Here is a 12,639-nt window from a genome sequence, read left to right on the forward strand (position 1 = left end):
AATACCATTATTTTACCGATTAGTACTATTATCCGTCAAAGAATCCGAATAACGCCATATGCACTAACTGTCAGGATGGAGAGGACGCTGATCCAGAAGAAAATATCGTAAGTTAAAGAGGGTTTCAGGGAAGCTGGCAGTTCTTTGAAACGAAAAACGAGCGAAACATACACGATCAGGAGCAACAGAATGGAAGTTGCTATTCCTCCCAAAATCACCATTAGAACCGGCGATTGGATAAACAGAAAAAGTATGCACCACGCGGCAGGTAAAATCCATGAAAGGATCGCTATGCTTTTACGCTGGTTTTCCACAGAATTAAATTTCATCCAGCCCAACTCTCCAAATGCATCTCCCCAAACCCTGGCCCAGCTCGCCGTTGCTGTGAAAAGTGTGGAGTATAGTACAAAAAAAGCACCCACCAGAAAGACGTTCTTTGCCCAGGGCCCGAGCGTTTCCGTAAAGATGCGTGACAACACTTCTATCATTTCATAGCCTTCCGGAACAGCGCCTCCGCTATGCAAGACCGCCGCGCCCAACAAGTAAAATGCAGCAGTAACAATCGTATAGACGACCATTGACAACACAGCATCCAGATACATCACATTAAACCAGCCTTTTGCCCGGTCCGCCCATTCCTTAGTCCCGTCATTTGGGCCGGTGTAGGCCGCATAACCTTTTTCTATACACCAATAATTGTAATACATAATCTCGTCCCCGCCCACCCCGGTGATGCCGAATGCACCAAAAGCGATCGCAACCAAACTGGTTGGTAACGAAAATTGAAGACCTTCCTTAATCTGATCCCAATGAATGGCATATTGGGTGCCCTGCAAGAGAATCAATGATATGAGAATGATGCCGGTAAAAAGAATGATCATTACCAATGATCCCTTTTCCACAGGTCCATAATGCCCGCGATAGACAAGAAATGAAGTAATTAAAACGGAAAGAATAGCCCAGACATTAACCGGAATAGCGGGCCAGGCCATGTTCAAAACAATGGCTACGCCGCCGACGATTCCGCCCACCTGCAATAATTTCAACCCTTGTAAAGAAAGCCATAACCAGATGCTCCAATGTGCTTTTCCCCATTTGCGACCCGGCAACTGGTTGAAGTTATGCATCATGAACGTGCCTGTGTAAATGGCATTCTTACCAAATTCCAGTTGCAACGCCACTTTAACCAAACAGCTTACAATAATGACCCAGAAAGTGATGAAACCGGCCTTAGCACCCAGTGCAGTGGTGGCAATGAGCTCACCTGAACCCACAATCGCTGCGGAAAGTATGAAACCGGGGCCGAGATATTTTAGTCTTCCGGCAAATGTGGAAGGAGGAGAAAGAATCCTGCTCATCTTGAAGCTTTCTTCTGAAAAGCAACACGATGCGCAGGACTACTTTTATTGTTAATCAACTATTAATCAAAGATTACCAACGGCCTGATGGATCTGCTTGACCGTATCTTCGTAATTATCGTCATTGGGTAACCCAAACAGCGACTTTTCCTTAATGATCTTGGCAACGTTCTCAGGAACGAGCTGTTCCCATCCCGGCTCGCCTCTTTTGATCTTTTCAAGCACGCTGTCCGTAGTAATGTGCATATGCTCCTTGTTGTAATTGACAATGTCCTCAATCTTGTCATTGATAACCAGATATTGAAACAATGGCCTCAAATGATCCGGAACGACGAAATTGGCACAACTATAAACCGATCCGTCGGGTTGTAATGTAGGGTAAATGAAGAGCTTAACTTTCCTGCTGAAAAGGGTCGCGAAAGATTCCAGAATTCCCCCGGGAAGCGATTGATAATGTTTTTCTTCAAAAATATCCTGCAAGCTCGGACTTCCCAGCAGCAATCCCGCTTTCAGTTTGGTCAGTCGCGAAAGATAGGCCACCAGACGATAATACTCGTGGTGATTGGAGATCATTACCATGTGTCCCAGTGAACAAAGAATGTCCACACGGTCCAGAAAATCCTTTTCGTCAATATCGCGGTCACCGCTTTTGAGGTTATGCAATGTAAGCTCAGAAATCAGCACGACTTTGGACTCATCCACATCCTCCTCATCCAGGAACTGCTTCTGACCATTGCTGATTAGGTCAATATGGACATTGGTAATGGGCCTTAACCGGCCGCGCATCATCAGAATGTGCTTTTTATATAATGCTTCCGAAGGCTGCAAAACACCACCGTCGCTGCCAAACAAGGCTGCATCCGTAAAACCGTTTTTTACAAGCCGGAGACTCATCAGCCGGTTATCCACTTTGGCAAAATCCGGCCCGCTGAAACGTACCATATCAATTTCAATGCGATCCGTCGTAAGATCGTCCATTAATGATATCAGAAGGGTTTCCGGTGATTTATAATAGAAAAAACAACCATACATCAGGTTGACCCCAATGATCCCCAAAGCCTGCTGCTGCAAAATATTCTCATCATCACGCATCCGCACGTGGATCACGACGTAATTTGTCGGGCCCATGGGCGAAAGCTGAAACTGCAATCCGATCCAGCCATGCGATTCATTGGTTTTCTGGAAATTGAGGGCAACAACGGTGTTGGCAAATGCAAAAAACTGACTCTCTTCACCCCGCTTTTCGGAAAGGCGTTTTTCCACAAGATTGTACTCGCGGTTGAGCATTTTCATCAGGCGGGACTCCACCACGTATCTTCCGCCCTCTTCCGTTCCATATATTGCATCACTGAAAGTCATATCATAAGCAGACATGGTCTTCGCTACTGTTCCCGACGCCCCGCCTGCCTTAAAAAAATAAGCAGCTGTTTCCTGACCTGCCCCTATTTCTGCAAAAGACCCATAAATCCTGCGATCCAGGTTGATCCTTAACGCTTTTTGTTTTGTACCAAGATTCTTTTCGTACATAACTGTATATTAGTAAGATGAAAAGCAATATGTGTAAATATAAGAAAAATACAGTTAACAGTTGATTATGGCTGACTGACTTCAACTACTAAAAAGGAAAAGTTCTATAATTATTGTTCTTGCCAATGCCTAATGTTAATTCATCGATATGGATGCGTACACTACTCATTTGTTCACATATGGCACCTTGATGCGGGGTTTTGATAACCCCTTTGCAGAACGGCTTCAAAATAACTCCGTATATGAGGGAAAAGGATATTTCCCTGGTTTGCTTTATCTGATTTCCTGGTATCCGGGCGCGATTTACGACGCTGATTCTGTATCAAAAGTACACGGGGAGATTTACAGGCTTTCCACGTTCGAAGCCGTGATCCCGGAACTGGACGATTATGAAGACGTTTTTGAAGATGAACAAAGCAGCTTATATGTCCGCAAAACAGTGTCGATCATCAAAGAGAGCGGCGAGACGATCAATTGCTGGGTATATCTTTATAACCAGCCGGTAACCGGTCTGCCATTAATCGAGGAAGGCTGTTTCAAGCATTTGCATTAAGGCGCTCGCCGATGATCCTGAGGCCGTCCAGTGTTAAATTATTGTCAATTTCTACGAACTCGTCCTGCAATGTTTCAATGATGGAAGAAAGTCCGCCGGTGGCAACGGCAATGCATTCGCCTCCCATTTCCTGCCTGATCCGCTGCAAAAGTGATTTAACTAGGCCTTCGTAGCCTAATAAAATACCTGCCTGGATCGCTTCCGTTGTGTTTTTTCCAATGGCTGTTTTGGGTAAAACCAGCGGCACTTCCGGTAATTGGGCCGTGTTTGCAAAAAGCGCTTTCACTGCCGTCATAAGCCCGGGAAGAATCGCTACGCCGAGGATTTTCCGGTCTTTTGAAACCGTTGTGAATGTTAATGCTGTTCCAAAATCCACCACTACGCAATTTTCCCGGTAACGCGTCATCACCGCAACGGAATTGGCAATCAGGTCAGCGCCTATCTCGTGTGGATGGTTAATGGCAATAGAAAGATCCGGATAAATGTCGGGGCCCACGACGATGATCTCATCGCCAAACATGGAGCGCAGCACTTTTTGAATAATGGGCGTCATAGCCGGAACTACGCTGCTCAGCACCACCGTATCCACATCGCCGAACCATAATCCTGCTTCCAAAAAATGCAGTCTGAGCCGGGATTCATAATGTGTTTCATTTTCCTGGACTAGCGAGCGCATGCGCCAGATATATTCCCAGTCATCCGATTGGTAAAGCCCAAAAACAGTGTCGGTGTTACCAACATCAACGGCTAAAAGCATAGCAAAGAATTTACAATTGCAGACAAATTAAAGGCATTAATCTATAATTTTAGCAAAAAATGTGCGTAATGCCTCCTGGCTGTTTTTCTTTCCATCGAAATATCCGTTACCAAAAGTTATATGCACCGCTTCTATCGTTATTGGTTTGCTTTACTGACTGCTTTTCCATTTTTCAATTCATTTGTATCCCGCGCCCAGACTATCCCGGAATGGCAGGACCCGCAGGTTTTCAGCGTTAACACCGAAAAACCACGTGCCGATTTCCTGCCTTATCCTGACGAAAAAAGCGCATTATCCGCAGACAAAAAAACATCCTCGGTTCGCTCATTAAACGGAACCTGGAAATTCAAATGGGCTTCCCACCCATCCAAAGCGATGCCCCAATTTTTTGACCCCAATGTGCAGGACGCGGGTTGGGAAAACATTCCCGTGCCCTCTAACTGGCAGATGATAGGAGCCCGCGAAGGCCGCAAGTACGACCAGCCGATTTTTACCGATAGCAACCAACCTTTCAAGTCACCACCGCGCATTCAGGCAGATACCAATGCTGTGGGCATGTACAGGACCACATTTAATGTTTCGGACGATGTGAAGAGCAAGGAAATGTTCTTACAATTCGCCGGTGTGCAATCTGCTTGTTATGTGTGGCTGAATGGCGTCGCGATCGGTTATCACGAGGACGGCATGACGCCTTTTGAATTTAATATTACCGAAGATGTAAAGCAAGGTCTTAATCATCTGGCCGTTCAGGTAATTAACTGGTCCGATGGCAGTTACCTCGAAAATCCTAACCATTGGCGGTTGTCAGGGATTTTCAGGGATGTAAATCTGCTTGTACGCCCAAAGGTTCTCCTTGCCGATTTTTCAGTCAGAACGCTTTTGGATGCAAATCAGGAACATGCGACATTGAAACTCAGCGCTTTTGTGAAAAATTATACGGAGCAGGCGATTCACGCACATCAGATCTTATTCACATTGTACGATGCCAACAAATCCGTTGTTGTCACGCCTGTCAGCCAAATGGTAGGCAAGCTCGACCCGGCAAAAGAAGGTGCAGTGCGTGTGGATATTCCCATTCCAAATCCAGTCAAATGGACAGCGGAAACGCCTTATTTGTACACATTGTCCGTTCAATTAATGAATTCGGATGGAAAGGTGATCGAAGCCACAAGCCAGGCCGTTGGTTTCAGGGAAGTGAAAATAAGAAGCGGCCAGTTGCTGCTGAACGGAAAAGTGATTACCGTCAAGGGTGTCAACAGGCGGGAATTTGATCCTGAAACGGGTATGGTAATGAGCCGCGAGACCATGATCAATGACATTACATTGATGAAGCAGCACAACATTAATGCAGTTAGGACTACGCATTATCCCAACACTTCTGAATGGTATGAACTCTGCGACCAATACGGGCTTTATGTGATCGATGAAGCCAACATTGATGACCACGAAATTTCAGGGCAGAACATTGTCCTGGCCGATCTGCCACAATGGCGCTCGGCATTTTTGGCGCGGGGCAATGCGATGATAGAACGGGATAAAAATCATCCTTCGGTGATCAGCTGGTCATTAGGAAATGAATTGAAAACAGGGAAAAATTTCATGGATATGGCCGATTACATTGCCCTTGCCGATCCGACACGACCAGTTGACAAGCATCCAACCGTGCTGAACGACTTTGGATTAAACTGGATAGATGAGAAATTAAGTCTCAACAAGCCCGAACGCATTCCTCAGCCAGAGCTCAATGAGATTAAAAAGCGCTATCAGTTTATAAAATTTGAATCACCCGACACAATGCGCATCGGCGAGAAGACGGTAAGCATACTGAATAACTACGATTTTCTACCATTGAATGTGTTTGAGCTGGTGTGGTCTGTCCTGGAAAACGGAAAGGTTATTGGAAAGCCGGGAGTGATCAATAATCTAAATGCTGCGCCAAGGCAGCGGCAACAAATTTCAATCCCTTATGAATTGCCGGCAACGCAAAAACCGGGCGCTGAATATTTCCTGAATATCAGTATACGGATGAAAGACGGCACATTCTGGGCGCCGAAAGCGCACGAAGTTGCGTGGCATCAAATAGCCATTATAAAACCGCAACAACAAGCTCCTGTTCTTAGCCTTTATAATGAGAAACCACTTCGCGTAGCGCAGATCAGCGCTGGCCGCGTCTCGATTACCGGCCAGGATTTTGCGGTAACATTCGATAAAAGAGAGGGAATGATCTCTTTTAAAAATAAGAAGGACGAAATGTTGCAAACACTGCCTGAAACGCTGGAAACGACAAATTCAGAGATGAAAACGCAACGATTGACACCAACTGTTTACAAAGTAACTATCAATAACACACGCCCAGGCAATGCTGGTGAAGTAGCGGTCGCTTCGGAATACATTGTTTATGCAACGGGCGATATTTATATCAAAAAAACTTTCAGCCCGGCCAACTCGTGGCATTCGATTATGAGGTCAAGCCCGCAATTGAGTATGCTGGCTATGTTTAATAAATCACAGTGGTACGGAAGCGATTCTTACACCAGCCAAAGTGCGAATGGAAAAATCGGGCTACACAGTGGAACGGTCCTGGAACCACATTTTATCAATATAATGCCGCTGGCGAATGGGAAAAGCACAAATGTTCGCTGGACCAGCATTACCAATCAGGAAGGGACAGGTTTGTTGGCAGTCAGTGACACGGCTTATCATTTTAACGCTCCTGGGTATACGAACCATGGTCAAACGGCTCCGAACGAGGATCGATCTACACTGGCAGACAAAGCAACATTCAGCTACGCATTCCGCCTCAAACCAATTGACAACACGTCCAACATTGAACAGATCGCAGCTTATACATTGCCTTATGTCGATCAGAAATCTGATTCAAATGTAGCTGCGGGCACTGTAAGCGACCCTGATTCAGAAGAGGAAGAACCCGCAGAAGAAGTGGTTGCAGCGCCCGTTAGAAAGCCTGTGGTACGGAAAGCCCCGGTTAGGAAAAAGCCAACTTACAAACGTAAATCTTCGCGGCGCAGGAGAAGGTAGGCTTACCAAGATTAAAAATTTAGAAAGTCTTAACGCGGAGCAAGCACATATTGCGCTTTCACACTGATAACCTGCGCTATTTTCACAAAAACGACCTGTGGCACTTCAATTTTGTGATCGGTTAATGGCACCTCAAAGTCGGAGTTAATGGTAATTTTGCCGCCTTCTATTTTCATTTTTCCCTTGATAGTCCGTTCTTTGGTAACCCCATGAACGGTGAATTTTCCTGTTGCCGAAACATCATATTGGCCATCTTTCGTATAATCAGGCGCATTATCTACTTTTCCGCTGAACGTTGCGGTCGGATATTTAGCCGATTCAATGTAGTTTTCGTTGAAATGCTCCTGCATGAGTTTATTCGGAAAACTAAACTCCCGCATGTTCATTCTAATGGCAATCTCATTGTTGGCGGTGTTCAAAATCACCTGACTTTTCTTGTTCTCCGCATTCACATTTTCCAGGGGCGTTTCGGAAGAGAATTTCGTATTACCAGTGGACGTGGCGAACTTTCCCTGCGCCAGAAGCGGCCGGAAAGGCATAGCGGAAGTAAGCACGGTTACGAAAACCATGGCTAATAGATGCGTTTTCATAATTGTTTAGTCAGTTTGCTGCCTTCTTATTCTTCTTGTCAAAACTGAAAGTGCGGGAAAGGTTAAACCCGTAATGAATGTCGCCCTTACCCCAGGTGCCGGCCGTTTCCCCGATAAATTGCTTTTCGATCATCCCCAGCGAATTGGTAAAATGCAATTGGAAAACGTGGCCGCCGGTCTCAATGTCAACCCCGAACGACATGGAATCATAATATGGGGCGGTGATTGTGTTTTTTTCCCGCGCTGTATAAAAATATTCCCCGTTCAAAGAAACGCGTTTGGATAATTTGAACCTTCCACCTACACCAAGAGCCAGCAACACTTTTTCATCTCCCAAAACCTCTGGCTTGTTACGGTGCAGGAATGTAGGCGAAAGTTGTAAAGAAAGCCTTTCTCCAAATTTGCGGGCAATAAGAACCTGTGCGGAATAATATAGTTTGTCCTGAAATTCAAGTTCCTTGTTGACCGTCGCAACCCCGGTTCCGCCAAAAAGCGTTATCGAAACGGGAATGTTCCTGGCACCGTCGCTCTGTTTCAGCACTTTTAGTTTACCAAAAAAATCGTAAACCTTTTGTGAAGTGCTCCTGCCTACCCCAATCATGAAATCGTCCGTTATCCCGTATTCAAAACCCATCCGCATTGTCGCCTGGTCCAGTCCGAAAAACTGGTAAGCACCCGAATTAAGCCGTCCAAAACGGTGTGAAATGCGAAAATCCAGATGCTTCTTTTTCATTGTTTCAACGGAATGCCCGTTGACGACGCGCGTGGATTTAAATGTGGCAGAAACGGGCACGGTAACCATGCTATCCTGCTTCGAAAGTTCGCTAAGCAGATCGTCCTGGGCATAGAGAACCGTTGTTGAACAAGTCAACATGAGCATTAGGCGGAGTAATTTCATTGTTTTTGGGCAGTTAGGCTGTAACTGTTAATGTATTGCCGTCGGTGGAAAGGGCAGTTTTGTAAGCTTTTAATGCGGCTGTGGCCGGGCCTTGCGTCACAGCGCCGGTTAGTGCGTATTCAGACTGGTGCGTAGGGCACTGAATGTTATTAGGCCCTGCCTGATATCGAACCGGATTTCCCTCGTGCGTGCAGATCTTGGATAAAGCAACATACTGGTTGGTGGACGTGAATGCCACCAAAACGTCGCCAAAAATTTCGTATTGTCCTGCCGTTTTCAGCTTTTTGGTTGCATCTTTGGTAAGGTCAATGGTGAAGTTGATTGCGGAGCCCGTGGTTGTGCCGGTAACCCCCGTGCCGCTGCCACCGCCGCCTGGATTTGGCTCCGGATCGTCGTCGCTTGATCCGCAGGCTGTCATGGTGGTTCCGAGGCAATAAAAGGCCATGAGTGTGGAAGTGCTCAACCCAAGACTTCTCAGGAATTCACCTCTTTTCATTTTGTCTTCTTTAACGTTCTCCATAGTGAATAATAAATTAGTAGATACAATTCGGGTATGCGGCTCTATTTAAAGGCGGGTGTATAGCGCAATGATATCCACATTCCCACTGTTGTGAGATTTACTTTTCCGTAACCGACACCTTTTACCGGAATGCGGATGTAAGGTTCAGCCACAAGGGATAATTTCTTCGTAATCGTACGTTCGTAGCCAACGGATGCATTGATATGGCTTAGTAAGAACCAGCCCGTTTTGCCTTGCCAGTACGGTTTTTGGCCATGAATATAATGTTCATAATTATAGTTGTAACGCTCTTTTTGGGCATAATATGAGGACACCCCCGTCCCGACAAACCATTTAGACTGCTCATCTCGAACAACATTATACCGCAGCCCCACAGGGATTTCGAACATTGTGCAACTACCGTCAACGTCATAAGGTGTATTAATGTCTGTGACATATTTTGGCAATTTATACTCGCCCGCATTCGCAGTATAATCCTTTACGCTGCGAACAACACCTGCTTGCAGATAAAGTCGCGACGATAAGCCATATTCAATCAACAATGAAAATGCTGCTCCGGGCTTTGTATAATTTTTAAAACCAACCGTCGACAAATCCGGCGAATAACCTAGTCTCACAGCCCATTTGGCATAATCCTTTTTTACTTTTTCAGGCTTTGCGGGTTCACTAGCAGGTTCTGGCGCACTAAATGTTACCGCGGGGATTTCAGGTTGGTTTTCCCAATTCAATGTTCTGCTTGCTAATGTTGCGGCTGAAATCAGTAACCGGGCCTGATCCTCACTGATTGTCTGTTCTATCCTATCCTGATTTGCTATAATATCCTGACTTACCGCATTATTCCCTAAAACTGACCTTACTGCTTTGCTTTCAGCAATCTTGTTAATGGAAAAAGCCCCGTCGCCTCCCTCCTGCTTTGAGCGGTTAGGCTCTAAGTACACTCCGCCTGTCTTAGACTGGCTCCGGGGCAATTTTTTCCTGCGTTGGTAATCGGTAATGTTTGAATTTGATATAGAGGACGATTTCGCAATTTCCGCTTCCTTATTACGTATCATTTTAGAGACAGAGGGAGCCGCTGGCTCCTTGGATTTCCTTGTTGCATTCTCTTCCGCCCTGGAAACAGGGGGAGCCACTGGATCCTCGGGTTTCCTTGTTGCATTCTCTTCCGCCCTGGAAACAGGATGAGCCGCTGGCTCTTCCAGTCTCGGTGTTATGGCTACATTCTGCTTTGTTTTTGCACTTTCTGAGACTGTACTTTTAGTGAAAAAGTAAACTACAAATCCAGCCGGAACCAGCAATGCCAGTAAACCCAATGGCCACCATTTTTTAAACCAACCGCCTGCGACTTTCCCGTCGTGCGCGTCCAAACGTTTCTTTAATTTATTCCAATCCTCCGGGTCAAACTGTGGATCAAGCTCTTCTGATGACTTTCTGAAGAGCTTATCCAGTTCGTCATCTGGTAACTCTATCATAATCGCCAATATTTATTTTGGATAACATTTCTCTTAATTTTTCTCTTGCACGCGACAAATTAGACTTTGACGCCCCTACCGAAATATTCAGCTGGTCTGCAATCTCTTCGTGTGTATAGCCGTCTATTACTGATAAACTAAATACAATTCTGTAAGAAGGGGTCAGTCTTTGGATCAGCTCCATCAGTTCTTCATGCGCGAGCTTGCTGATAACTGTTTCATCAACGGTCACATTGTCCGCAACTTCCACATCATCAAAAACATCGCGGCGTACTTCTTGTCTGTAATGATCGAGGGCTGTGTTAATCATAATTCTGCTCAACCAGGTTTTAAATGAACGGCTGGAATCAAAAGTATCCAGCTTTGTAAAAACCTTATAAAATCCATCGTTGAGTATTTCTTTCGCCTCTTCCCTGCTACGTGTATAACGTAGACAAATGCTCATAGCATAGCCGTAAAACTGTTTGTACAACAGCTCCTGACTGCGGCGGTTTTTCTGTAAACAGCCGTCGAGTAGTTCAATAAGAACAGCGGAGGTATACCCGGGCATGCTATTTGCTCTTTTATCACTATTACGAGAAACCCAAAGCCAGGGTTGCTTGCAAGGTTGCAATTTTTTAGTGATTTTTTATAACTATTTGATAATGTTTTAATTAAGTCACGAATTACCTGTGACTTTTACCCTTCCACACGTAAAATGTGTGGATTTTTTTTCCAAATTGATAGGCATAGCTTAATTACTCGACGTTATAATCCTGACCGGTCAGGAGCAATGGAATGACTGAAAATCGCCCTCATCTCAACATTATTGACTCCCGTTTCCTCGAACTGGATGCGTTACGCGGACTTGCAGCCATCATGGTTGTCCTGTTTCACTATACAATTAATTCTAATGCTGTACTGCTCGGATGGGAATTCCGGTATGGTGTCACCGGCGTTGATATTTTCTTTATGATCAGCGGTTTTGTGATATTCCTGACCATATCCAGGGTAAAACAATGGCAGGATTTTGTGGTTTCAAGATTTGCAAGGTTGTACCCGGCATTCTGGTGCTGCATGTTTCTGACGGCAATCGTTACAATGTTTTTCGAACCGGAATTGGTCAATTTGCAAAGGCTACTAGCGAATATAACCATGATGCCGATATTTTTCGGACAGGAAAACATGGATCAATCGTACTGGACATTATTGGTTGAACTGATTTTCTATTTTTGGATCCTGGTGCTGCTGGTTATTGGAAAAATCAGAAGCATTGTAGGCGCTGGTCTGACATTTACTGTCCTGATTGTTCTTTTTCACGCGTTTTCACCACAATATCCAAGTTTTCACGAGTTCGCCACAAGGAAAATCGAGCTACTGAACCACTTTCCGCTTTTCTTCTCCGGGATACTTTTTTACCTCATCAGGAATGGAATTCATGTGCGCCGAAACTCTTTGCTGATTGTTTTCAGCCTTTTAGCTGCCTGTTTCCTGCACTATCAGGGCGGCAGGTCACAATATCATGTAACACCGACCGAACATTATGTGATCTTCGCTATTTTTCACATTGTTTTCGCATTGGCAATATTTGGCAAACTCGGATTCCTGAATCAGGCACCTTTGCTGTTTCTGGGAAAAATATCCTATTGCCTGTATCTCGTCCATCAGTACATTGGCATGCGTTTGCTGTTGATTTTTACCGATTTTTGGCACATAAATATTTATCCTGCACTGCTGATTACGATTGCAATGGTAGTTTTTATCGCCTACCTGGTCAACAAATTTGTAGAGATCCCGGCTAATCTTTTGATCCGTAACTGGTACAAACACCGGAACCAGAAAGGCTCACATACCCGGTCCCGTGAGATCGCCATGCAATAGTTTCCGTATCTTACTTACTTTTGCTGCCTAGCTGCGCATATTTGAATAGTTTTTTCAAATAATGTGTT

General features: G+C 45.1%; 11 protein-coding genes. 3 read left to right on the forward strand and 8 right to left on the reverse strand.

Annotated features, from left to right (window positions below; all coding sequences use genetic code 11):
* Positions 1-35: 35 nt before the first annotated feature.
* Both B5X68_RS23755 and B5X68_RS23760 read right to left on the reverse strand, forming a co-directional pair.
* Positions 36-1,358 (reverse strand): Nramp family divalent metal transporter, encoded by a 1,323-nt coding sequence (locus B5X68_RS23755; protein ID WP_082217265.1) that lies wholly within the window; start codon positions 1,356-1,358, stop codon positions 36-38.
* Between the two features lie 66 nt (positions 1,359-1,424).
* Positions 1,425-2,885, reverse strand: coding sequence for a BCNT domain-containing protein (locus tag B5X68_RS23760; protein WP_082217266.1), 1,461 nt, complete (start codon positions 2,883-2,885; stop codon positions 1,425-1,427).
* A 148-nt stretch (positions 2,886-3,033) separates the two neighbouring features.
* Here B5X68_RS23760 and B5X68_RS23765 point away from each other — a divergent pair, with 148 nt between their 5' ends.
* Positions 3,034-3,438, forward strand: coding sequence for a gamma-glutamylcyclotransferase family protein (locus tag B5X68_RS23765; protein WP_082217267.1), 405 nt, complete (start codon positions 3,034-3,036; stop codon positions 3,436-3,438).
* On the opposite strand, the gene B5X68_RS23770 is transcribed toward B5X68_RS23765, so the two are convergent.
* Positions 3,422-4,195, reverse strand: a complete 774-nt coding sequence (locus tag B5X68_RS23770) for a type III pantothenate kinase (RefSeq protein ID WP_082217268.1) — start codon at positions 4,193-4,195, stop codon at positions 3,422-3,424. The genes B5X68_RS23765 and B5X68_RS23770 overlap by 17 nt on opposite strands.
* Positions 4,196-4,315: 120 nt before the next feature.
* On the opposite strand from B5X68_RS23770, the gene B5X68_RS23775 reads away from it, so the two are divergent.
* Positions 4,316-7,234 carry a glycoside hydrolase family 2 TIM barrel-domain containing protein gene (locus tag B5X68_RS23775; protein ID WP_082217269.1) on the forward strand — a complete coding sequence of 973 codons (2,919 nt, stop codon included), beginning with the start codon at positions 4,316-4,318 and terminating at the stop codon, positions 7,232-7,234.
* Between the two features lie 29 nt (positions 7,235-7,263).
* On the opposite strand, the gene B5X68_RS23780 is transcribed toward B5X68_RS23775, so the two are convergent.
* The 5 genes from B5X68_RS23780 to B5X68_RS23800 are packed head-to-tail and all read right to left on the reverse strand — an operon-like array spanning position 7,264 to position 11,261.
* On the reverse strand, positions 7,264-7,824 hold the full coding sequence (locus tag B5X68_RS23780; protein WP_082217270.1) for a YceI family protein: 561 nt from the start codon (positions 7,822-7,824) through the stop codon (positions 7,264-7,266).
* Between the two features lie 10 nt (positions 7,825-7,834).
* Positions 7,835-8,722: a DUF5777 family beta-barrel protein gene (locus B5X68_RS23785; RefSeq protein ID WP_082217271.1), complete on the reverse strand. Its 888-nt coding sequence runs from the start codon at positions 8,720-8,722 to the stop codon at positions 7,835-7,837.
* A 13-nt stretch (positions 8,723-8,735) separates the two neighbouring features.
* A complete protein-coding gene (locus tag B5X68_RS23790) occupies positions 8,736-9,242 on the reverse strand; it encodes a QcrA and Rieske domain-containing protein (protein ID WP_082217272.1) in 507 nt (168 codons plus the stop codon).
* A 41-nt stretch (positions 9,243-9,283) separates the two neighbouring features.
* Positions 9,284-10,711 (reverse strand): porin family protein, encoded by a 1,428-nt coding sequence (locus B5X68_RS23795; RefSeq protein ID WP_082217273.1) that lies wholly within the window; start codon positions 10,709-10,711, stop codon positions 9,284-9,286.
* Positions 10,692-11,261, reverse strand: a complete 570-nt coding sequence (locus B5X68_RS23800) for an RNA polymerase sigma factor (protein WP_082217274.1) — start codon at positions 11,259-11,261, stop codon at positions 10,692-10,694. Before B5X68_RS23800 ends, B5X68_RS23795 begins: the two co-directional genes overlap by 20 nt.
* A gap of 227 nt (positions 11,262-11,488) precedes the next feature.
* Between B5X68_RS23800 and B5X68_RS23805 the strand changes: the two genes are divergently transcribed.
* Positions 11,489-12,571 (forward strand): acyltransferase family protein, encoded by a 1,083-nt coding sequence (locus tag B5X68_RS23805; RefSeq protein ID WP_082217275.1) that lies wholly within the window; start codon positions 11,489-11,491, stop codon positions 12,569-12,571.
* The last annotated feature ends 68 nt before the right edge of the window (positions 12,572-12,639 follow it).

Origin of the sequence: Dyadobacter psychrophilus (assembly GCF_900167945.1) — a bacterium.
Lineage (GTDB): Bacteria > Bacteroidota > Bacteroidia > Cytophagales > Spirosomataceae > Dyadobacter > Dyadobacter psychrophilus.

What these genes read in the sequence shown, in the direction of transcription:
- B5X68_RS23755 (WP_082217265.1), bottom strand. Translation starts at nt 1,358, where the DNA reads ATGAGCAGGATTCTTTCTCCTCCTTCCACATTTGCCGGAAGACTAAAA.
- B5X68_RS23760 (WP_082217266.1), bottom strand. Translation starts at nt 2,885, where the DNA reads ATGTACGAAAAGAATCTTGGTACAAAACAAAAAGCGTTAAGGATCAAC.
- B5X68_RS23765 (WP_082217267.1), top strand. Translation starts at nt 3,034, where the DNA reads ATGGATGCGTACACTACTCATTTGTTCACATATGGCACCTTGATGCGG.
- B5X68_RS23770 (WP_082217268.1), bottom strand. Translation starts at nt 4,195, where the DNA reads ATGCTTTTAGCCGTTGATGTTGGTAACACCGACACTGTTTTTGGGCTT.
- B5X68_RS23775 (WP_082217269.1), top strand. Translation starts at nt 4,316, where the DNA reads ATGCACCGCTTCTATCGTTATTGGTTTGCTTTACTGACTGCTTTTCCA.
- B5X68_RS23780 (WP_082217270.1), bottom strand. Translation starts at nt 7,824, where the DNA reads ATGAAAACGCATCTATTAGCCATGGTTTTCGTAACCGTGCTTACTTCC.
- B5X68_RS23785 (WP_082217271.1), bottom strand. Translation starts at nt 8,722, where the DNA reads ATGAAATTACTCCGCCTAATGCTCATGTTGACTTGTTCAACAACGGTT.
- B5X68_RS23790 (WP_082217272.1), bottom strand. Translation starts at nt 9,242, where the DNA reads ATGGAGAACGTTAAAGAAGACAAAATGAAAAGAGGTGAATTCCTGAGA.
- B5X68_RS23795 (WP_082217273.1), bottom strand. Translation starts at nt 10,711, where the DNA reads ATGATAGAGTTACCAGATGACGAACTGGATAAGCTCTTCAGAAAGTCA.
- B5X68_RS23800 (WP_082217274.1), bottom strand. Translation starts at nt 11,261, where the DNA reads ATGCCCGGGTATACCTCCGCTGTTCTTATTGAACTACTCGACGGCTGT.
- B5X68_RS23805 (WP_082217275.1), top strand. Translation starts at nt 11,489, where the DNA reads ATGACTGAAAATCGCCCTCATCTCAACATTATTGACTCCCGTTTCCTC.